The organism is Mycobacterium sp. IDUB_3 (genome assembly GCF_055419585.1).
Genome location: NZ_JBVAXZ010000001.1, coordinates 3,539,936 through 3,561,419, shown reverse-complemented (window position 1 = coordinate 3,561,419; position 21,484 = coordinate 3,539,936). Strand labels below are relative to the sequence as shown.

At 69.2% G+C, this 21,484-nt stretch carries 18 protein-coding genes; 7 read left to right on the top strand and 11 right to left on the bottom strand.

Translation table 11 applies throughout. From position 1 onward, the window contains the following. Positions 1-27: 27 nt before the first annotated feature. The gene (locus ACZYVJ_RS16490; protein WP_463833021.1) at positions 28-765 is read right to left on the bottom strand and encodes an alpha/beta fold hydrolase; all 738 of its coding nucleotides are present in this window, start codon (positions 763-765) and stop codon (positions 28-30) included. 178 nt (positions 766-943) lie between these two features. Here ACZYVJ_RS16490 and ACZYVJ_RS16485 point away from each other — a divergent pair, with 178 nt between their 5' ends. Then, the gene (locus ACZYVJ_RS16485; protein WP_463832005.1) at positions 944-1,843 is read left to right on the top strand and encodes an alpha/beta hydrolase; all 900 of its coding nucleotides are present in this window, start codon (positions 944-946) and stop codon (positions 1,841-1,843) included. 6 nt (positions 1,844-1,849) lie between these two features. Here ACZYVJ_RS16485 and ACZYVJ_RS16480 read toward each other — a convergent pair whose 3' ends face one another. Genes ACZYVJ_RS16480 through ACZYVJ_RS16470 form a run of 3 tightly spaced genes read right to left on the bottom strand, consistent with a single transcriptional unit; the run spans position 1,850 to position 5,395 of the window. Beyond that, positions 1,850-3,163, bottom strand: coding sequence for an amidohydrolase family protein (locus ACZYVJ_RS16480; protein WP_463832004.1), 1,314 nt, complete (start codon positions 3,161-3,163; stop codon positions 1,850-1,852). Then, entirely contained in the window at positions 3,157-4,338 is a 1,182-nt protein-coding gene (locus ACZYVJ_RS16475; protein WP_463832003.1) for a CoA transferase, read from the bottom strand. Before ACZYVJ_RS16475 ends, ACZYVJ_RS16480 begins: the two co-directional genes overlap by 7 nt. Positions 4,339-4,369: 31 nt before the next feature. Then, a complete protein-coding gene (locus ACZYVJ_RS16470; RefSeq protein ID WP_463832002.1) occupies positions 4,370-5,395 on the bottom strand; it encodes a MaoC family dehydratase in 1,026 nt (341 codons plus the stop codon). Between the two features lie 226 nt (positions 5,396-5,621). On the opposite strand from ACZYVJ_RS16470, the gene ACZYVJ_RS16465 reads away from it, so the two are divergent. Both ACZYVJ_RS16465 and ACZYVJ_RS16460 read left to right on the top strand, forming a co-directional pair. Continuing rightward, positions 5,622-6,773 carry an acyl-CoA dehydrogenase family protein gene (locus ACZYVJ_RS16465; RefSeq protein ID WP_463832001.1) on the top strand — a complete coding sequence of 384 codons (1,152 nt, stop codon included), beginning with the start codon at positions 5,622-5,624 and terminating at the stop codon, positions 6,771-6,773. A 128-nt stretch (positions 6,774-6,901) separates the two neighbouring features. Next, complete coding sequence (locus ACZYVJ_RS16460) at positions 6,902-7,369, top strand: CD225/dispanin family protein (RefSeq protein WP_463832000.1); 468 nt, start codon at positions 6,902-6,904, stop codon at positions 7,367-7,369. Here the strand turns inward: ACZYVJ_RS16460 and ACZYVJ_RS16455 are convergent. Genes ACZYVJ_RS16455 through ACZYVJ_RS16440 form a run of 4 tightly spaced genes read right to left on the bottom strand, consistent with a single transcriptional unit; the run spans position 7,354 to position 11,652 of the window. After that, on the bottom strand, positions 7,354-8,313 hold the full coding sequence (locus ACZYVJ_RS16455) for an enoyl-CoA hydratase/isomerase family protein (protein ID WP_463831999.1): 960 nt from the start codon (positions 8,311-8,313) through the stop codon (positions 7,354-7,356). The genes ACZYVJ_RS16460 and ACZYVJ_RS16455 overlap by 16 nt on opposite strands. 3 nt (positions 8,314-8,316) lie before the next feature. Then, positions 8,317-9,834: a fatty-acid--CoA ligase FadD4 gene (gene fadD4, locus ACZYVJ_RS16450; protein WP_463831998.1), complete on the bottom strand. Its 1,518-nt coding sequence runs from the start codon at positions 9,832-9,834 to the stop codon at positions 8,317-8,319. Between the two features lie 34 nt (positions 9,835-9,868). After that, entirely contained in the window at positions 9,869-10,942 is a 1,074-nt protein-coding gene (locus ACZYVJ_RS16445; RefSeq protein WP_463831997.1) for an S-adenosylmethionine:tRNA ribosyltransferase-isomerase, read from the bottom strand. Next, positions 10,939-11,652, bottom strand: a complete 714-nt coding sequence (locus ACZYVJ_RS16440; RefSeq protein ID WP_463831996.1) for an SDR family NAD(P)-dependent oxidoreductase — start codon at positions 11,650-11,652, stop codon at positions 10,939-10,941. Before ACZYVJ_RS16440 ends, ACZYVJ_RS16445 begins: the two co-directional genes overlap by 4 nt. Before the next feature lie 60 nt (positions 11,653-11,712). On the opposite strand from ACZYVJ_RS16440, the gene soxR reads away from it, so the two are divergent. Continuing rightward, positions 11,713-12,180: a redox-sensitive transcriptional activator SoxR gene (gene soxR / locus ACZYVJ_RS16435; protein ID WP_463831995.1), complete on the top strand. Its 468-nt coding sequence runs from the start codon at positions 11,713-11,715 to the stop codon at positions 12,178-12,180. Positions 12,181-12,207: 27 nt separating this feature from the next. On the opposite strand, the gene ACZYVJ_RS16430 is transcribed toward soxR, so the two are convergent. The 3 genes from ACZYVJ_RS16430 to ACZYVJ_RS16420 form a co-directional block, all read right to left on the bottom strand. Next, positions 12,208-14,034, bottom strand: a complete 1,827-nt coding sequence (locus ACZYVJ_RS16430) for a phosphoenolpyruvate carboxykinase (GTP) (protein ID WP_463831994.1) — start codon at positions 14,032-14,034, stop codon at positions 12,208-12,210. A 140-nt stretch (positions 14,035-14,174) separates the two neighbouring features. Further along, entirely contained in the window at positions 14,175-15,740 is a 1,566-nt protein-coding gene (locus ACZYVJ_RS16425) for a hypothetical protein (RefSeq protein ID WP_463831993.1), read from the bottom strand. Next, entirely contained in the window at positions 15,737-16,834 is a 1,098-nt protein-coding gene (locus ACZYVJ_RS16420; protein ID WP_463831992.1) for a hypothetical protein, read from the bottom strand. The genes ACZYVJ_RS16425 and ACZYVJ_RS16420 overlap by 4 nt, the downstream gene beginning before the upstream one ends. Positions 16,835-17,026: 192 nt before the next feature. On the opposite strand from ACZYVJ_RS16420, the gene trmB reads away from it, so the two are divergent. Genes trmB through mmpL3 form a run of 3 tightly spaced genes read left to right on the top strand, consistent with a single transcriptional unit; the run spans position 17,027 to position 21,456 of the window. Beyond that, positions 17,027-17,806 carry a tRNA (guanosine(46)-N7)-methyltransferase TrmB gene (trmB, locus tag ACZYVJ_RS16415; protein ID WP_463833020.1) on the top strand — a complete coding sequence of 260 codons (780 nt, stop codon included), beginning with the start codon at positions 17,027-17,029 and terminating at the stop codon, positions 17,804-17,806. Positions 17,807-17,819: 13 nt separating this feature from the next. Continuing rightward, entirely contained in the window at positions 17,820-18,533 is a 714-nt protein-coding gene (locus tag ACZYVJ_RS16410; protein ID WP_463831991.1) for an NYN domain-containing protein, read from the top strand. Positions 18,534-18,582: 49 nt separating this feature from the next. Next, complete coding sequence (gene mmpL3, locus ACZYVJ_RS16405; protein WP_463831990.1) at positions 18,583-21,456, top strand: trehalose monomycolate exporter MmpL3; 2,874 nt, start codon at positions 18,583-18,585, stop codon at positions 21,454-21,456. The last annotated feature ends 28 nt before the right edge of the window (positions 21,457-21,484 follow it).

Here is a 21,484-nt window from a genome sequence, read left to right as displayed (position 1 = left end):
TGAATTGTCTGGCCGACTACCGCAGCCTCACTGTCGCAACCCGAACAAGAACGCGGCCAGCAGCTGGTTCACCCGCGCGGGATCCTCCAGCGCCGCGAGGTGCGCGACCCCGTCGAGCACGGTGAAGGACGAGCCCCGAATCGAGTCGGCCATGACGCGGGTTTCGGCCACCGGGAAGGTGGCGTCTTCCGCGCCGGCCACCACCAGCACCGGGGACGTGATGCGGGCAAGCAGCGCGCGCTGGTCCGGCCGCGCCGAGACCACGCTGCGCACCGCCCAGCGGACCGAATCGGTGTTCACCGACTGCACGTTGGCCCGCACGGTATCGACCACGTCGGGACGGTTGCGCAGGGTCGTCGGCCCCAAGAAAGCGCGGATGGCCGAGCGCGTCAGCGGCGGCCGGATCCCGCCCAGCGCCGTCGCCAACCACACCAGGCCCGCATACTGCATTCTCTGCGCGGCACCGGCTTTCGAGGCCGTGCAATTCATCAGCACCGCGCGGTGGAGCCGATCGGGATAGAGCGCGGCGAAGGTGCCGCCGATCATCCCGCCCCACGAATTGCCGACGAAGTGCGCCCTGACGATGTCGAGGCCGTCCAGCAGGTCGACCACGCAGCGCGCGCAGTCGGTGAAGCTGAACATCGCCCGCAGCGGCGCGCTGCCGCCGTGGCCGGGCGGGTCGATGAGCACCAGGCGGTGGGTGTCGCCGAAGTGCGCGGCCTGGCCGGCCCACAGGTCGCCCGTCATCAACAGGCTGGGCCACATCAAAACGGCGGGCCCGGTGCCCGCGCTCACCTGAACCCGGATGTTCCCGAGGGCCGTATCGACCGACCGCGAATCCAGCTTGGGGTTGTTGGCGGTCACACAGCCTCCTGACGTCGTAGCGCGCACGGCAGATGGACATCGCCGTCCCTTGATTTTCCGCGTCGGTGATACTTGTCCGGTGACGAACAACGATGTTCATCCTGACCTGCAGCGATTTGCCCGCTTCGCCCCGCGCCGGCTCGTCGGCCCCCGGACCCTGCCGCTCATGCGGGCCGGGATCGCGTGGCGGGGGCGCCTCGGCAAGCCGGTCGCCGACGTCGAGGCGATCACGCTCGATTCGGGGGCCGGCGTCCGGCTGTTCCGGCCCGCGGGAGTCACCGAGGCCACGCCCGCGCTGCTGTGGATCCACGGCGGCGGCTACGTGATCGGCACCGCCCAGCAGGACGACCAGCTCTGCAGCGGGTTCTGCAAGCGGCTGGGCATCACCGTCGCGTCGGTGGAATACCGACTGGCGCCCGAACATCCGTATCCCACACCGTTGGAGGACTGCTATTCGGCGCTGACGTGGTTGGCCGGGTTGCCATCGGTGGACCGCTACCGCATCGCGATCGGCGGCGCCAGCGCCGGCGGTGGTCTGGCGGCGGCCCTGGCCCTGCTGGCCCGCGACCGCGCCGAGGTGAGCCCGGCATTCCAGCTGCTGACCTATCCCATGCTGGACGACCGCAGTTCGGCCACCGCGCCGAGCTCGAACTACCGGCTGTGGGACAACCGCAGCAACAGGTTCGGCTGGGCGGCGTACCTCGGCAACGCCGACCCCCAGGTCGCCGTGCCCGGGCGCCGCGACGACCTCAGGGGGTTGCCGCCGGCCTGGATCGGTGTGGGCACCCACGACCTGTTCCACGACGAAGACCTGGCCTACGCCGAGCGCCTCCGCGGCGCCGGGGTGCCGTGCCAGGTCGAAACCATTCCGGGCGCCTTCCACGGTTTCGACCTGGTTTTGCCGAAAGCCCAAGTGTCCCGGCGGTTTTTCGCCAGCCAATGCGACAGCCTGCGCGCGGCGCTGGCCCCTACCGCTTGACACGCCTCACATCGCGAAGTACACCAGCTCACCGCCGATGACGGTGGCCGCCACCAGCCCCGCATCCAGGGCGGCCAGTGCGATCGTGGGCGGCTCGTTCAGCACACACAGGTCCCCCGGCTGCCCGATTTCCACGGTGCGCGGCCGGCCGGGCTGATCCGCCCGGCCCAGAAACATCGTCAAAGCCTCACGCGCGGAGACACATTCGCGCGGGCCCAGCACGGCGCCCCGCGGCGTGGTGCGGTGCACCGCGGCGCGCATCGCCGTCCAGGGATCGCCGTGGCCGAACGGCATGTCGGTGGACAGCGCGACGGGCACCGTCGCGTCACGCAGGCAGGCGACGCGCCACAGCTGATCGTGCTCGGCCGCGGGCACCTCGACGAGGTACTGGTCGCCGCGCTCGGCGACGAAGTTGGGCTGCGTCACCACCGTGACCCCGAGCTCGGCCAGGTCGGCCAGGTTGTCGTCGGGCACCATGGCGGCGTGTTCTATGCGGTCCCGCGGGTGGCCGCCGGCCGCGCGCAGGGCCGCGATGGTCACCACCAGCTGGGCCGCGGTCACGCAGTGCACGGCGACCGGTTGTCCGATGTCATGTTGCCGCGCAATCCATTCCGTGAGGGCATCGAGGTCCAGACGATCGTCGTGCAGGATCTTTTTGCCCGGCGACAGGAAACTCAGCCGCGGCCGGAACTCGCCGCGCTCGTGCGCCGTCGTCAGCGACGCCATGTCGCCGGCATCGAGATCCGGGGTTGCGTCGGTGACGCCGGTGACGCCGGTCGCGGTGATCCGGCGGCTCAGTTCGGCGAGGTCGGTTTCGCGTCGCTGCAGCGCCAGCGACCAGCCGCGGTCGGCGCTGCGCAGCCGCCCATCGGGATGTTCGGCCAGACCGACCCGGCCCAGCGCCTCGGAGTTCAGGATCCACAGCGCCCCACTGCGATGCTGGATGCGCACCGGAACGTGCGGAACGATGGCGTCGAGGGCACCCCGGTCGAGTTCTCCGGCAACCGAATCGTGGTAGCCCACAGCGCGAATCCAGCCGTCGGGCCCCGGTGTGGCGTTCGCCAGTAATTGAGTGAGCTGCGACTCGGTGCTGACCCCGGGCGGCCCGACGAAAAACGAATCCAGCGCCGAGGCCGCCGAGCGCAGGTGCACATGATGGTCGTGCAGCCCGGGCAGGACGGCGCCGCCGCCTGCGTACAGCACGCCCTCCCCCGCCCGCGGCACCAGACCCTCCCCCGGCGGCGCCATCTCCTCGATCAGCGCGCCCACCCGGATGTCTGTCGTGGTGCCGTCCAGCAAGGTCGCTCGCTGAATCAGCATGACAGCAACCGTCTTTGGGCAACCAGGTGGCGTACCGCCTCGTTGTCGGCGCCCGGCGCGGACGCCGGATGCGGTGCGGGCGGGGCCGCCGGTGCCGACACCGGCGCAGGCGATGCCGACGGCTCGACCGGCAAGGCCGCGTAGGTCGCGGCCACCCCGGCCATGCAAACGCGAATCAACTCACCGCCGCCGCGGCTCAGCGATTCGCCCACCGCCAGCGCGGCTTCCAGCCCGCTCAGCGGGTCGGCGATGGCGTCACCGCAGAACACCGGCCCCTCGGTGCTGGTGCCGACCAGGCCACCGGCCACCGCGGTGTCGTCGCCGAATCCCGGCCGCAGGCCGTCATATCCGGTGATCTGCAACCAGATTCGGCCCGCGCGCGGCGCGACGTCGTCGGGGCCGAGCCCTCGGCGAACCAGCGCCGCCGGGCGCGAGCCTTCGATGACGACGTCGCTGACCGCGAGCAGTTCACGCAATTCGTCGGCTTGGCCCTCGAAATCGGCCTCATAGCTGAGCTTTCCGGCGTTGACCCAGTCGAAGAAATCCCGGTGTCCGCCCCGGGTGCCGTCCGGGCGGCGCGGACTTTCGACCTTGACGACGGTCGCGCCGGCCCGGGCCAGCAGCCGACCGCACAGCGGGCCGGCCCACATCGAGGACAGGTCGGCCACCAGCAGATCCCGCGGTGTCAGCGCCGCCGACCGTGCTCCATTCGCGCGTATCAGCGCCGGCGCGGGCGCGACCTCGCCCAGGCGCGCCGCCGGAATATCCAGCAGCCCGGCCCGGTCGACGATCTCGGCCACCGTACGGGTTGCGGCCCAGCGGTGCAGCTCCGGCCACGGGTCGGCGGCTACCTCATCGGCCTGCAGCAGCGCCGGCACGGCGTCGAGGTCGTCGGCGCGCGAGAGCGTGAGCGCGCAGCAGCCATCGCGGGCGGCGAGCAAGCGGGTGGCGCCGCCTGGCGACACCCGCCCGCCGCGGGTCAGCCCGAGCATCGCGGCCCGCCCCGTCAACAGGCTCGCCGCGTCGATGTTGATGCCCAGCCGGTCACCGGTGGCCGTGGCGACGTCGCACGCGCGGGTCAGCACGTTGGCGCGGGAGAAGTCGGCGGGACCGTCGGGCAGGCCGGTCAAGTAGGCCAGCCCGCTGCTTCCCCACTTGGTTGCGGCCGAGCTCACGTCCCCATTGTGCGCGTGGCGCACGACGGCCTCAGAACTGCAGCGCGTGAAACCGCCAGTCCAACACCGGACGGTCCGGCTCACCGGGGGTGTCGCCGACCGCGTACACCAGCGACCGCAGCCCCAGCACGCCCCCGTGATCGGTCGGCTCGGCGGATTCGATGTGCAGCTCGCTGTACAGGGTGTCGCCCTCGTGCACGGGCCCGGTGTGATCGCAGGACCGCCAGTTCAGGACCGTCACCAGATTGGGCAACAGCCTGCTCGCCTGCGCGAGTGCCAGCCCGATGGTGTGGCCGCCGTACACTAGCCGGCGGCCGCCGACCCTCGAATCATGATGCGTGGCAGCAATATTCAGGGTCAACCGGGCGAGTTCTGGAGCGCTGCTGACCACGTCGGCGGTGCTGCGTAACACCGAACCGGCCAGGCCGGCATCGAAATGCGGACCGGGCACCTTGTCGCGGAACACCGCGGGATCCCACTGCGCGGTCGGATCGTGGGCCGGGCCGGGCACGTCGGTGCCGATGGCGGACAGGTCGTCGTGCGGCACTGACCCGTTCTGGTCGGGCTGCCAATCCGGGCTGGCGGGCAGCATGCCGCACCGGTAGAAGTCGAGCACCAGCTGATCGGCCTGGTCGATCGTGATCATCCGCAGCGCCGCCAGCCCGGTCGGCGCCCGGCCCGGCTTGGGCGAATTCGCCCGCAGGCCAACCACTTCGGTGCGGGTGTAGAGCGAATCGCCGATGACCGGGAACCGGTGAAACACCAGACCGCGATAGAACAGGTTGGCCTTCACCCGCTGGGTCGCCAGCGTCGACTGCCCGATCGCCACGTCGCACACCAGCCCGGGATGCGCCAGCGGCGCCGGCAGGCCCGTCACCGCCCCACACAGATCGGCGTCCAGCGCCAGCCTTAGCCGGTCTCCGACGATCGCCTGGTGCGCGCCCGCCAGCCCCGGCGACAACGTCATCGACGGCGCCCAGTCGAAGACCTGCCCCACCGCGAGGTCGTCGAAGTACGGCCCGCCCTCGCGAATCCCCGCATACCCGTCACTAGTCACAACGCCCCATGCTGGCAGGCTGTGGAATCGAGGGTCAACTTCGTGGCGATCGCGAGCGCGGCGAAGCCGGGCGAAGCGGGTCGCCACCATCAGGGATTCGTGGCGATCGCGAGCGCGGCGAAGCCGGGCGAAGCGGGTCGCCACCAGCAGGGATTCGTGGCGATCGCGAGCGCGGCGAAGCCGGGCGAAGCGGGTCGCCACGATCAGCGTTGGAGGGTGATCACAGGTGAACGACGAAGAAGAGATGCTGGTCGCCACGGTGCGGGCGTTCATCGACCGCGATGTCAAGCCGGGCATTCGCGAGGTCGAGCACGCCAACACGTACCCCGAGGCGTGGATCGAGCAGATGAAGCGGATCGGCATCTACGGTCTGGCCGTTCCGGAGGAGTACGGCGGTTCGCCGGTGTCCATGCCCTGTTACGTGCGGGTCACCGAGGAACTGGCGCGCGGCTGGATGAGCCTGGCCGGTGCGATGGGCGGGCACACCGTGGTCGCCAAGCTGCTGGCATTGTTCGGCACAGAGGACCAGAAGCGGACCTACCTGCCGCGAATGGCCAGCGGCGAGGTGCGCGCCACCATGGCGCTGACCGAGCCAGGCGGCGGCTCGGATCTGCAGAACATGATGACCACCGCGCTGCCCGACCCCGACGACGCCGATCACCTGGTGATCAACGGGTCCAAGACCTGGATCAGCAACGCGCGCCGTTCCGGGTTGATCGCCCTGCTGTGCAAGACCGACCCCGACGCCAGGCCACGGCATGCGGGCATCTCGATCGTGCTCGTCGAGCACGGGCCAGGCCTGACGGTGTCGCGGGACCTGCCGAAGTTGGGTTACAAGGGCGTCGAGTCCTGCGAGCTGTCGTTCGACAGCTTCCGGGTGCCCACCAAGGCATTGCTGGGCGGCGTTGCGGGCGAAGGCTTTTCACAGATGATGAAGGGGCTCGAGACGGGACGCATCCAGGTGGCCGCCCGCGCCCTGGGCGTTGCCACCGCCGCGCTGGAAGACGCGCTGGCCTACGCCCAGCAGCGCGAGAGCTTCGGCCGGCCGATCTGGCAGCACCAGTCGATCGGAAACTACCTGGCCGACATGGCGACCAAACTCACCGCCGCCCGCCAGCTCACCCGCTATGCCGCCGAGCGCTACGACAGCGGTGAACGCTGCGATATGGAAGCCGGGATGGCGAAATTGTTTGCCTCCGAAATCGCCATGGAGATCGCGCTGAACGCGGTGCGAATCCACGGCGGCTACGGCTATTCCACGGAATACGACGTCGAACGCTACTTCCGGGACGCGCCGCTGATGATCGTCGGTGAAGGCACCAACGAAATCCAGCGCAATGTGATTGCCCGGCAACTGGTGACGCGGGGCGGGATCTGATCCGCTCACCAATCTCACGGCCCGAGAACAAAGTTTGCTGTATATTTGCCTGACCTCTCCGGCCGGCGAACCGGTATGGAAGTAAAGCTGTTCGCCAGCCGAGGGAATTACAGGGAAAGGCAGCCGCCATGAGTTATCCCCCCGTGCCGCCCGGAGGTTCGCCAGAATGGCCGGGGCAGCAACCGGAATGGCAAGGCCAGCAACCGGAATGGCAGGGCCAGCAGCCCGCCGGGTGGCAGGCTCAGCAGCCACCGGGGTGGCAGGGCCAACCGCCACCCGCGGGATGGCCGGCCCCCCAGCCGGGCTGGCAGGAGCCGGAGAACTATCTGGTCTGGGCGATCCTGTGTACGGTGCTGTGCTGCCTCCCGCTCGGGATCGTCTCGATCGTCTACTCCACCAAGGTGTCCGGGCTGTGGGCTCAAGGCCGGTACGCCGAGGCCCACGAGGCGTCCAACAACGCCAAGAAGTGGGCCATCATCGGCGCGGTGGTCGGTGCCGTCGCCGCGGTGATCGGCGTCGTGCTGTGGTTCGCCATGTTCGCGGCGATCGTGTCGTCCATCCCGTCCACGACCACCACCACCTATCCGGGCTTCTGATCGCAGGTCTCGTCGACCAGCCCCCAGGACGTCGCGGTCGCCGCGTCGAGGGTGCGGCCGGACAACACGAGATACGCTGTGCGCCAACGGCCTATCCGCCGCGTGACGCTGACGGTGCCACCCGCCCCCGGGAGCAGCCCCAACGCCAGTTCGGGTAGCCCGAACACGGCGTCGTCGCGGGCGCTGACCCACCCGCAGAACGCCGCCATCTCCAGTCCGCTGCCCATCACCCGGCCGTGCACCTCGGCCCGGCACGCGCGGCCGAGCCGGGCGGCCAGCGCATCGAGCGCCAGGGCGGGGCTGTGGCGGGTGCGGGCCAGGTGCGCACTCGCCGGATCGGCGAAGGTGCCGAATTCGGCCAGGTCACCGCCACTGCAGAAGGACGGGCCGTTGCCGCTCAACACGACGCCGGTGACCGAGGGATCCAGTTGCGCCACCGCCAGCGCCTCCAACAGCGCGGCGCGGGCATCGGTCGAGAACGCGTTGTGCCGTTGCGGGCGGTTGAACTCGATCCGCACGATGTCGCCGTCGCGGGTCGCCCGCACCGGGTCGGGGATCTCGGGCATGCGGACCGGGCCGCGCTCGCGTAACCAACGCGCGAACTCCGGGCCGGCCTGCAGGGTCGAGTACGCCAACGACTCCGTCAGCACTCCGGACAGCGTCGGGCCCCGCGGATCCACCGCGCGCAATACGTCGTCACAGATGCCGCTGGCGTGTGGCCAGCGCCGGCAGCGCGCCGTCAACTCGTCCACGATCGCCGGCACCGAATCGACGGTGACCACGCGCCGGTCGGCGCACGGATCCTCGGTCAGCGTGAAAGTCGCTGTGTCAAGCCAGAATCCGGCTTCAGCGATGTCAGCGGCCGAGCCGACGGCGACGATCACCCCGGGCGGCGACGGCGGGCCGTCCTGCGGCGCGCTCGACAGGTCGACCACCCGGAGCATCGGTCACACCGAGTATTTCTCGATCAGCCCATTCTTATAGAGCTTGCCGGTGTCGGTGCGCGGCAGCTGCGCTTCGAAGGCGATCGATCGCGGGCACTTGTAGTGCGCCAACCGGTCTCGCAGCCACGCCGTCAGCTCGTCGGCGAATTCGTCGGTGGCGTCGGCATCCTCGACGGTCTGCACGGCCGCCACGACACGCTGGCCCATCTCGTCGTCGGGCACCCCGAACACGGCGGCGTCGAGCACCTTCGGGTGGGTGACCAGAAGGTTCTCGGCCTCCTGCGGGTAGATGTTCACCCCGCCGGAGATGATCATGTGGTGACGGCGGTCGGTCAGGTACAGGTAGCCCTCGTCGTCGAGGTAGCCGATGTCGCCGACAGTGGCCCAGCCGTGCTTATCGCGCGATGAGGCGGTTTTCGTTGGGTCGTTGAGGTATTCGAAGGAATAGCCGCCCTCGAAGTAGATCTCCCCGGCCTGCCCGGGCGGCAGCTCGTTGCCGTGCTCGTCGAGGATGTGCACGGCGCCCCCCATGGGCTTGCCGACCGAACCCGGATGCGCCAGCCACTCTTCCGCGGTGATCAGTGTCGACCCGTGCGCTTCCGAGGACGCGTAGTACTCGTCGATGATCGGCCCCCACCAGTCGATCATCTGCTTCTTGATCTCCACCGGGCACGGAGCCGCGGCGTGCATCACCCGCTGCAGGCTGGATAGGTCGTACGAATGACGCACTCGCTCAGGCAGTTTCAGCATGCGGGTGAACATCGCCGGGACGAACTGGCCGTGCGTGACGCGGTGTCGCTGGATGACGTCCAGGCAGCCTTCGGCGTCGAACTTCTCCATCACCACCGTGGTGATGCCGCCGGCCTGCGCGCTCATCGACCACACCGACGGCGCCGTGTGGTACAGCGGGGCCGGGCTGAGGTAGATCGAGTCGGGCGTCATCCAGAAACCGACCAGTGCGGACATCATGCCGGGCGCCTCGGCCGGTGGCACGTGCGGCAATTCGCGCTTGATCCCCTTGGGCCGGCCGGTGGTGCCCGACGAGTACTGCAGCAGGTCGCCCTCGATCTCGTCGTCGATCGGGCTATCGGGCTGTGCGGCAACGCATTCGGGGTAACGCTCCCAGCCCGGCAGGTCGCCATCGGCGATCAGCAGTAGCTCGGGTAGCCCACCGGGTAGATGCTCGGCCAGGCCGGCGAGGGTGTCACGCAGCGCCGCCGAGCCGATGATGGCCTTCGCGCTGCTGTTGTCGACGATGTAGGCCGCCTCTGCCGCGGTCAGGTGGGTGTTGATGGGCACGTAGTACAAGCCGCTGCGACGAGCTGCCCACATCACCGCGTGGATGTGCTCGTTGTTCTCCATCAGGATGGCGACGGTGTCGCCCTCGCGCAGACCCGCCTCGCGGAACCGGTGCGCCAGTCGATTGGCACGGGCCTCGAGGTCATCGAAGGTGACCACCGTTCCGGACGGGTACAGGATGACAGCAGGTTTGTCTGCGCCGATATAGGGGCGGATCTGCATGCGCAGACTGTACCGCCGCCAAACTTGACGGGTGTTAAGTGGTCGCTTCGCGGGGCAGTAGCAGCGCGCTGTCGCCGAATTCATGCCACAGGTAGCCGTGTTCCACCGCCTCCCGATACGCCCTGGCGACCAGCTCGGGACCGGCAACCGCCTCCAGCAACAACAGGTGCGAGGCGCCGGCATCGTGCCAGCCGGTCACCAGGCCGTCGACGACACGACACGGCCGGTCGGGCCCAAGCACCAGATCAGTCCAGCCGTTCACCTGCCGCACCACGCCGTCGGCGGTAGCGGCGGACTCCAGAGCGCGCGTCACCGTCGTTCCGACCGCGATCACCCGTCCGCCGGTCGCGCGCGTGAAGTTCACCAGTCGCGCGGTCGCGGCGGGCACGTGGAGGGGTTCGGCGACCGGTGGTTCGCCCGCATCCGCCGACGACACCCCCGCGTGCAGCGTGACCGGCGCGATCGCGATGCCGGCGGCCACCAGCTCGGTGACGAGTTCTGTACTGAACGGCCTCGCCGCACTTGGCATTTCAGCGCTACCGGATTGTCTGGCGAAGACCGTCTGATAGTAGTGCAGTGGCCACGGCCGCGGCACATACGAGTACCGGATGGGCCGGCCGTGCCGGGCCAGATATGACGCGACGTCACCCTCGACAAGGACTCGCGCGGCCCACAACCGCGCCCCGGTGATCCCTGGTTGCGGGTAGGACGACTCGATGACCAGCGCCCCGCCGCCCGGCATTTCGATGCGTTCGCCCGGCCGGACGTCGGTCAGATTCCCCGTCGCGTTGCCCGCCTGCCGGAGTTCGACCACCCAGACCGAGGCGGCGAGTGCCGTGGAGAAGTGGATCGCGATCGGCCGTCCGGCGCGATCGCCATCGACGGCGGCGGGCAGGGTGGCCGAGTCGTTCACCACGAGGAGATCGCCCGGCCGCAGGTAGTCACCGAGGTCGGTGAAACGCGCATGGTTGACCCCAGCCGGCCGGGCGACCAGCAGCTTCACCGCGTCCCTGGCGACGCCGCGGACCTCCGGCGGCTCGGTGGCATCCGACGTCGGCTCGCGGCGGAAGTGTGTCTGCGGGCTCGCTAGCGCCCTGGGAGCGGTCATTGCTGCGCTCCCGATAGCGCCAGATCCGCGGCACGGTAGCGGCCAGCGGCCGGGCGCGTGTCGAGCAATCGCAGCAGGGCCGGCACGACGGACGCCGGCTGCGCACGGTCGGAGATGTCCTCGCCCGGGAAGGCGGCCTGGTGCATCTCGGTGCGCATGTCGCCGGGATCGAAGGCGTACACGCGCACCGCGGGCGTCTCGGCGGCAAGGACGGCGGTCAGTTGGTCGAGCGCGGCCTTCGACGAGCCATACCCGCCCCAGCCGGGGTACGGTTCGACGGCGGCGTCAGAGCTCAGATTGACGATCACGCCGCCGTTTTCGGCCAGCGTCGGCAACGTGGCCTGGATCAGGGCCAGCGGCGCGAAAAGGTTGGTCTGGTACACGGTCCACAACTCGTTCGCAGGGTAGTCGGCGAGGACGGGTTGCGGGCTGGGTCCCAGCCGGCTGGCGTTGTTCACCAAGAGGCCGAGTGGCCCGAGGGATGCTGCCGCGACCAGCTCGGCTCGGTGCGACGGTTCGGTGACGTCACCGGGCAGCGCGATGAAATTCCTCGAATTCAGTTCTCGGACAGTTGCTTCCAGTTCAGAGGCGCGTCGGGCATCGCCGACGACGGTCCAACCACGGTCGAGCAGGGCGGCGGTAACCGCCCTGCCGAAGCCGCGTGAGGCGCCCGTGACGATCGCGACGGGTTGCTGTTTGGGTTGAGTCATCCCCCCATAGTGATAGTTAAAGTAAACTTTAAGTCAAGTCACGAATCCGGGGAGACCGCAATGAATAAGCGAGACTTGTTCACCGTCAGTGAGATGGCAAACCGCAGCGGCTTCGCGGCATCGGCGATCCGGTTCTATGAAAGCCAGGGACTGATCACGGCGACCCGGACCGCCGGCGGCCAGCGCCGCTTCGAGCGTCAGATGCTGCGGCGCCTGGCCTTCATCAAGGCCGCTCGCAACGTCGGACTGAGCCTGGATGAGATCGCCGAAGCGCTCGCCACACTTCCGGATGGCCGCACCCCGACCCGCGCCGATTGGGGACGGCTGTCCAAAACCTGGCGCGCGCGACTCGACGACCAGATCGCCGGGTTGATTGCGCTGCGCGACAACCTGGACTCGTGCATCGGCTGCGGTTGCCTGTCGCTGAAGCGCTGCGCCATCTCCAATCCGGGCGACCTCGCGGCCAGCGCCGGATCGGGAGCAATGTACCTGCCGAGATCGCTACGGCAGCAGTCGATTAGCGGCTAAGGCCTGCCTCACCACCGCCGAGCGGGATCAGCTCGCTTCGGACAGCCGCTGCTTGAGCGCCTCGAACTCGTCGCGGACGCCGGTCGGCAGCTTGTCGCCGACGAACTCGAACCACTCCTCGATCAGCGGCAGTTCCTCGCGCCACTCGGCGGCGTTGACCGCCAGCGCCTTGGCAACGTCGCCGCCGTCGACGTCCAGGCCGTCCAGATCCAGGTCGTCGACCGCCGGCACGATGCCGATCGGGGTGTCCTGGCCGCCGGCCTGGTGCTCGATACGGTCCACGATCCACTTGAGCACCCGGCTGTTCTCGCCGAAGCCCGGCCACAGGAAACCACCGTCCTCATCGCGGCGGAACCAGTTGACGAAGAACACCTTCGGCATCTTGGACTCGTCGGAGTTCTTGCCCAGGTCGAGCCAGTGCTGGAAGTAGTCACCGACGTGGTAGCCCAGGAACGGCAGCATGGCCATCGGGTCGCGGCGCACGGTGCCGACCTTGCCCTCGGCGGCGGCGGTCTGCTCGCTGCCCATGGTGGCTCCCATGAACACGCCGTGCTGCCAGTCACGCGCCTCGGTCACCAGCGGCACCGTCGTCTTGCGGCGCGCGCCGAACAGGATGCCCGAGATCGGCACGCCCTGCGGGTCGTCCCACTCCGGCGCCAGGATCGGGCACTGCGACATCGGGGTGCAGTAGCGCGAGTTCGGGTGCGCGGCCTTCTCGCCGGAATCGGGCGTCCAGTCGCGGCCCTTCCAGTCGGTCAGGTGCTGCGGCTCGCCCTCCAGGCCCTCCCACCACACGTCGTTGTCGTCGGTGAGCGCCACGTTCGTGAAGACGGTGTTGCCGGCCTCGATGGTGCGCATGGCGTTGGGGTTGGACTTCCAGTTGGTGCCCGGCGCGACGCCGAAGAAACCGAACTCGGGGTTGACCGCGTACAGGCGGCCGTCCTTGCCGAACCGCATCCAGGCGATGTCGTCACCGAGCGTCTCGGCGCGCCAGCCCGGGATGGTCGGCTGCAGCATGGCGAGGTTGGTCTTGCCGCACGCCGACGGGAACGCCGCGGCGAAGTAGTAGGCCTTGTTCTCCGGGGAGATGAGCTTGAGGATCAGCATGTGCTCGGCGAGCCAGCCCTCGTCGTGGGCCATCGCCGAGGCGATGCGCAGCGAATAGCACTTCTTGCCCAGCAGCGCGTTACCGCCGTAGCCCGAGCCGTAGCTCATGATCTCGCGGGTCTCCGGGAAGTGGGTGATGTACTTGGTGTCGTTGCACGGCCACGGCACGTCCTTCTGGCCCGGCTCCAGCGGCGCGCCCACCGAGTGCATCGCCTTCACGAAGAATCCGTCGTCGCCGATCTTTTCCAGGGCGGCCTTGCCCATCCGGGTCATCACCTTCATCGAGATGACGACGTATTCGGAGTCGGTGATCTCCACGCCCAGCTTGGGGTCGTCGGCGCCCAGCGGGCCCATGCAGAACGGCACCACCCACATGGTGCGGCCGCGCATGCAGCCGCGGTACAGGTCGGTCATCGTGGACCGCATCTCGGACGGGTCCATCCAGTTGTTCGTCGGCCCGGCGTCGATCTGGCGCTCGGAACAGATGAAGGTCCGGGACTCCACGCGCGCCACGTCGGACGGGTCGGACAGCGCCAGGTAGGAGTTGGGGTGCTTCTTCTCGTTGAGCTTCTTCAACGTGCCCGCCTCGACCAGCTGGGTGGCCAGCCGGTTGAACTCCTCGTCGGAGCCGTCAGCGAAGACCACCCGGTCGGGCTGGGTGAGTTCGGCGACCTCCTGCACCCATGACAGCAGGCCCTGGTGGTTCGTGGGTGCTGTGTCCAAACCGGGAATGGTCGCTGAGGTCATCGAACTCTCCTGGATTCTTCTGCGTCTCGGGCTGGTGTCGCTCGCTATGCTCTCGCCCACACAATTAAGGAATTGGTGGCGTTAACTACAGGTTATCGTGAGGACCTTGTCGGGTGAGTCTCGGGCAGGTATAAGCCTTCTCACAACAACGATTCAGAAGATCCCGACGCGCTGTCATCTTCGCTCCTCGAAGCGAGTTTATCGGTCTCGTCACCGGCGGCGTTTTCGGAGTGACTTTCGTCTTCTCGTATACCCGGTTCTCCCAGTTCTGCACGCACGGCCGCCAGGGCCGCCGTCACCGCGGGCATGTCCCGATCGCGCGCGGCCGAGGCCCGCGCGGCGGCCAGGGCGTGCTCGCGCAATTCGGTGTCGATGACGCCCACCGAGGCGGACACCTGCGCGTTCTCGGCCTCGTCCTGGGCGAGCAACGCCTTGCTCAACACCGACTCGGCGACCAGCACCCGGGTGGCGACCAGCTGCTCGGCGACCGACTGCAGCGAGGCCGTGACGTCGCCCGCCCAGCGGTCCAGCAGAGCCCGGTCGTGCAGTAGCGCGCGGATGTTGATCACCATCAAGGTGAGCCCCACCGAAATCGCCACGCACACCACGGCCGCGACGACGGCCAGCGCGGGGTTCAGCCGCGAGGCCAGCCCGCTCATCAGCCGGCTCAGCGTCAGCGCCACCCCGAGGCCGAATCCGACGCCAAGCAGGATCGTCAGCCAGGTTTCCTGGCGGCGCGATTTCAGCGGCGGCGGCGAGACGTCGACCGCCGGCAACTGCTCGAGCGGCGGCAGCTCCATCGGCACATCCATCGCCTGCGCCACCTCGGCCAGTTGCGTGTCGGTGGCTTCACTGACCTCGGCGACCGCCCCGTCCAGCTGGTCGCGGGTGACCGCCTCGAAGCCGGACATATTGCGCCGCGACAAACCCGCCGCGTATTCCTGCAGTTCGGTGCGCACGGTCGCACACCGGTTACGTGCCGAGTGGGAAAGCGCGACCCGAGCCTGCTGGATCTGACTGCGCAGCGTGATGGTGCGCTCGCTTTTCGCCTGACGCCGCTGCTGCAACGCCGCGCTGCGCTCCTCGCGCAGCGTCTCGACCCGGGCCCGCCGGCCCGACCCCTCGACCTCGCGGTCAAACCTCCGGGCCACCGTCTGCAGCCGGGATTCCCACGCCCGCAACCTGTTTCGCCGCGCCAGATCGGGGTCGTCGAGTTGCGCCGAGACGGCGTCGACCAAGTCGTCGACGTCGGGGTCGCCCAGGTCGGCCAGGGCCGCCGCACCCACCCAGGGCACCCGGCCGTAGCGGGGCGCGTACGCGGCCAGCGAGTCGCGGTTGGCGGCGACGATGCCGCGCCAGTTGAGATGCACGTCGATCTTGGACACCACACCGACGACCGCATCGGTGTGCTCGGCCGCGGCGTCCAGCAGCGCGCAGTCCGACGGCGTCAGGTTCGCCGCCGCCGACACGACGAACACCACGACCGTCGGCTCTTCGCCGGGCCCCAGGTCGGTCGACTCCACGAATTTGTGCTGCGGCAGCCGCTTCCGCAGGGCGTCGGCCACAGCAGTGACCCCGGCCATCCACGGACCGGTCACCAGCACCACGTCGCAGCGCTGAATCGCCGGCGGATCCAGTCCCGGACCCGCGGCGGCCACCAGCGCGTCCACCGCGGCGACGGGATCGTCGCTTGTCTCGGCGCTCACCAGGATCCTCCCGGCAGGGACCCGCAGGCCTGCGACCACAACCGCAGCGATCCGCGGGCGATGTCGGCGCCGCAGGCGCGGTGCAGTTCGCTGGCCGACGCGCGGCTGTAGCGCTGCCACCACACCGCGCGCGGCAGGTGCGAGGACGCGTCGCGATTCGCGTCGAGGTGCTGCGGATCGCCCGGCTCCAGCCCGGCGGCCTCGGCCAGATCCACGGCGGCCGCCATCCGGGCGACGACGGTGTCGTCGCGGGACAGGAACCCGCTGATGCGCTCGCCGAGCGTGCCGCCCCCGGCGGCCAGCGCCTCGAGTTCGGCGACGGCGTCCAACACGCGCTGATAACGCGCCTCGGCGCCCAGCGCGCCGATCTGGGCCACGACGGCGTCGACGCCGCTCATCCGGTGCAGCAGGGTCAGCACCTGGGCCGGGGTGCGGCCCTGCCGGAACGCGGCGACCGCCAGCGCGGTGCCGAACAGATCGAGGGTGTCCAACAGGCGCTGGCGCACCTCGGTCGGCACCGGGGCGTCGGCGGCCAGGAATGCGGCGAAGGAGCCGTCAAAGCACGCGGTGCCGGGGTGCGCGGCCAGCCCGGACAGCGCCGTCCACTGCGCGCTGTCCAGGTCGTTCAGCGCCGCGACCGCGAGCAGACCCGTCATCGGTTCCATGGGCACGTCGATCAGCGCCGAGAGCTCCGTGCACCTGGCGCGCGCCGCCGCGATAGGGCCGTCGCCGCCCCGCCCGGACAGCGAGCCCGCCAGGTCGGCCTTGTTCAGCACTGCCAGCACCGGGCGCCCGGCCCCTGAGACCTGGGCGATCGCCTGGGTGTCCTCGGGCTTGACCACCTCCGTGATCACGTACACCACCGCGTCGACGTCGCGCTCGGTCCCCGGATGGACGACTGCGATGCCCGCCGCGCGTCCCGCGCCGTCCAGGGCGCGGCGCACGGTGCGGCAGCCGACCCCCCGACGGCCGCGCACCACCACGCGCAGGGGCGCGGCGGATCGCTGCGCGATTGCCGTCAGACGCGGGTCGGCGTGGCCGGCCGCAAAGCGCGCCAGCTCGTCGACGAAACTCTGGTGTCCTTGTCCCCTCATATCCCGCCTGTTCGGTCCGGATGACCCCCATACCCGGCCGCGTCGCCGCTACCGGATGCAGCGCCGGGGCCGGGCGGTCCCACCGAATGGTGGCATCCGCGTCACCAAGAAGCGAGCCACCGTTAATGAGTTACCAGTTGAAGGCAACTGTTGGGTATCAATCCGGACCAGGGGCGGATACATCCAAGGTTCATAGGCCACCATGGACAAATGCATGCGCAGCGCGGGGTGGCGATGTCTGCCGACACGCCGACCGGGGGCCCGGACCGCCCCGACCAGCGCTACCTCCCGGCCACGGCGTTCCGATCGCGACGATCGGCCCTGTCCGATGCGCAGCGCCAGACCTGGGAACGGCGCTGGCCCGAGCTCGGCCTGTCGGTGGGCGCCGCACCCGACGAACCCGATAGCTCCGAACCCACGCTGGATACCCGCGCCTGGTTCGGGCGGCAGGCACCGGTGGTGCTCGAAATCGGCTGCGGCAGTGGCATTTCCACGCTGGCGATGGCGAAGGAAGAACCCGACATCGATGTGGTCGCGGTGGAGATCTACCGGCGCGGGCTGGCGCAGCTGCTCTGTGCGATCGACCGCGACAAGGTCAGCAACATCCGGCTGATCCGCGGCAACGCCCTCGAGGTCCTGCAACGCCTCATCGCGCCGGCTTCGCTGACCGGCGTCCGCGTCTTCTTTCCCGATCCGTGGCCGAAAGCGCGGCACCACAAACGGCGGTTCCTGCAGCCCGGCACGATTGGCTTGATAGCCGACCGGCTACTCCCTGGTGGTGTCCTGCACGTTGCGACGGACCACGCCGGCTACGCCGAGCACATCGCGGAGGTCGGCGCGGAACCCAGCCTGCAACCGGTCAATCCCGACAGCGCGCTGCCGATCTCGACCGCGCGCCCGACCACCAAGTACGAGACGAAGGCTCAAGAAGCGGGCAGTGCCGTCACCGAATTCATTTGGCGTAGACGATGAGTAGGCGATGAGTATGAGCCTGACCGAAGAGACCGCGGCGGGGGCCGAACCCGTCGCGCCGCCGGCGGTGCTGACCGGCGACGAGCTGGGCGGCTTCTCTCCCCCGGGTCAACGCGTGCTGTTGGTATGGGACGCCCCGAACCTGGACATGGGGCTGGGCTCCATCCTGGGCCGCCGCCCGACGGCCCTGGAACGCCCGCGGTTCGACGCCCTGGGGCGCTGGCTGTTGGCGCGCACGGCCGAGGTCAGCGCCGGCCGCCCCGGCGTCGTCGTGGAACCCGAGGCCACCGTGTTCACCAACATCGCGCCGGGCAGCGCCGACGTCGTCCGCCCCTGGGTGGACGCGCTTCGTAACGTGGGGTTCGCGGTGTTCGCCAAGCCGAAGATCGATGAGGACAGCGATGTCGACCGCGACATGCTGGCCCATATCGAATTGCGGCGCACCCAGGGGTTGGCGGCGCTGGTGGTGGCGTCCGCCGACGGTCAGGCGTTTCGTCACCCGCTGGAAGACATCGCACGTAGCGGGGTCGGCGTCCAGGTGATCGGATTTCGCGAACACGCGAGTTGGGCGCTAGCGTCGGATACCTTGGACTTCGTTGATCTGGAGGATATCGCTGGTGTCTTCCGGGAACCGTTGCCGCGGATCGGCCTAGATTCGCTGCCTGACCAGGGTGCGTGGCTGCAGCCGTTCCGGCCGCTCTCCGCGCTGCTGACCGCGCGTGTGTGACACTGGAAAACCAATGCGCGGGTCGTTAACGATCCAGTAAGGAGCTTGCGTGTTCGCCTGGTGGGGTCGAACTGTGTACCGGTACCGGTACATCGTGATCGGGGTCACGGTAGCTCTGTGTCTGCTGGGCGGCGTCTTCGGAATCAGCCTGGGCAAGCATGTTACACAGAGCGGCTTCTACGACGACGGCAGCCAATCCGTGAAGGCGTCGGTGCTGGGCGACCAGACCTACGGCCGCGACCGCACCAGCCACGTGGTGGCCACCTTCACCGCCCCCGACGGAAAAACGGTCGACGACCCGGCGTGGCGGAACAAAATCATCGGCGAGCTCAACAAGTTCAAGGCCGACCATCCCGACCAGGTCGTCGGGTGGGCCGGCTGGCTGGCACTGGCGAATCCCGCCGACGCGCCCCCGCTCATCAAGGGGATGGTCAGCGAGGACAAGAAGCACACTTTCGTGTCCATCCCGCTGAAGGGCAACGACGACGACAGCATCCTCAACAACTACAAGGCCATCCAGCCGGAACTGCAGAAGCTCGGCGGCGGCGCCGTGGAACTCGCCGGCCTCGAGCCGATCGCCAACGCCCTGACCGGCACCATCGCCACCGACCAGCGCCGCATGGAGGTCCTTGCGGTACCGCTGGTGGCGGTGGTCCTGTTCTTGGTGTTCGGCGGTGCGGTCGCCGCCGGCCTGCCGGCCATCGTGGGCGGCCTGAGCATCGCGGGCTCGCTGGGCATTTTGCGGTTGGTCGCCGTGTTCGGGCCGGTGCACTTCTTCGCCCAGCCGGTGGTGTCGCTGATCGGCCTGGGCATCGCCATCGACTACGGGCTGTTCGTGGTGAGCCGGTTCCGGGAGGAGATAGCCGAGGGCTACGACACCGAGGCCGCGGTACGAAGAACCGTGATGACGGCCGGGCGCACCGTGACGTTCTCGGCGGTGCTGATCATCGCGTCGAGCGCCAGCCTGCTGGTGTTGCCGCAGGGCTTCGTGCATTCGCTGACCTACGCGATCTTCGCGGCGGTCGGCCTCGCGGCGGTGCTGTCGATCACGTTCCTGCCGGCGTGCCTCGCCATCCTCGGCCGCCACGTCGACGCGCTGGGCGTGCGGACCGCGTTCCGGGTGCCGTTCCTGCGGAACTGGAAGTGGTCGCGCGCCTACCTGAATTGGCTGGCCGACCGGCTGCAGAAGACCAAGACCCGCGAAGAGGTCGAGGCCGGCTTCTGGGGCAAGCTCGTCAACTGGGTGATGAAGCGGCCGCTGGCCTTCGCCATCCCGATCGCCGTCGGGATGATCCTGCTGGTCATCCCGCTGGGCAACCTGTCGTTCGGTGGCATGAGCGAGAAGTACCTGCCGCCGGACAACGCGGTGCGCCTGGCGCAGGAACACTTCGACAAGCGATTCCCGGGCTACCGGACCGAGCAGCTGACGATGGTGATCCAGAGCACCAACGGCAGCAAGGTGACCGACCAGCAGGTGGCCGACATCCGCAACCGGATTTCCTCGATCGGCGGGTTCACCGACAAGCAATGGGAGGAGCGGGCCTGCCCGACCATCGCCGGTAACCCGTGCGTCGCCGGGCCGAACGGCACCACGGTGCCCAAGGACGGCTCGGTGCGGGTGATCCAGAACGGCCTGCTCAACAAGAACGACGCCGCCAAGAAGATCAATGAACTGCGGGCGGTGAACCCCCCGAAGGGACTGAACCTCTACGTCGGCGGCACCCCGGCCCTGGAGCAGGACAGCATCCACAGCCTGTTCGACAAGGCTCCGCTGATGCTGGTCCTATTGCTCGGCGCCACGATGCTGTTGATGTTCCTGGCATTCGGCTCGGTGGTGCTGCCCGTCAAGGCCGCCGTGATGAGCGCGCTGACGCTGGGGTCGACGATGGGCATCCTGACCTGGATTTTCGTCGACGGGCACTTGTCGGGGGTGCTCAATTTCACCCCGACCCCGCTGATGGTTGTGGTGATCGCGCTGGTCGTCGCCGTCGGTTTCGGTCTGGCCACCGACTACGAGGTGTTCCTGGTCTCCCGCATGGTCGAGGCGCGCGAACGCGGCATGTCGACGGCCGAGGCCATCCGGATCGGGACGGCGACCACCGGACGCCTGATCACGGCCGCCGCGCTGGTCCTGGCGGTGGTCGCCGGTTCGTTCGTGTTCTCCGACCTGGTGCTGATGAAGTATCTGGCCTTCGGTCTGATGGCGGCGCTGCTGCTGGACGCCACCGTCGTCCGGATGTTCCTGGTGCCGTCGGTGATGAAGCTGCTCGGCGACGACTGCTGGTGGGCGCCGCGCTGGGCCCGCCGCCTGCAGAACAAGATCGGGCTCGGCGAGATCGACCTGCCCGACGAGCGCAAGCGGCCCACGCTCAACGGCCGGCCCGCGCGACCGCCGGTTGCGGCCAGCCTGGTCGCCGCGGCGCCGCGGCCCCCGCACGACCCGACCCACCCCGGAGCGCTGGAACCGTCGCGTCCCGCACGCCCGGCGGATCCGCGGCCCGCGCAGGAACCGGCCGCGAGCACCACGCGCATCCCGGCCCGGCCCAGCCAGCCGACCGAAGCCAAGACGACGCGCTTCTCCGCACAGGGCGCACCCGGCCGTGACCGGCCGGCCGACCCGCGTCCCGCCACCAACTCCGCCCCGCAGGCTCCCCAGCGGCCCCCCGGCCCGGCGGCACCGCCGTCCGGCGATCAGACGAGGGCCATCCCGGTTCCCGGCAACCAGGCTGACGACAACAGCGACGCCGCCGAACCCACCACCGCCCTGCCGAAAATGCGCGCCGAAGGCAACGACCCCAACGCGGCCACCGAGCAGGTGCACACGCACGAACAGGGCGAGAACGGCGACCCGGCGCGGCAACGCCGGCGCTCCGGCGGCGGCCTGTCCGCTGCGGATCTACTGCGCCGCGAGGGACGGATGTAGGTAGGCGCACCCGCGCCGTTACGGCCCC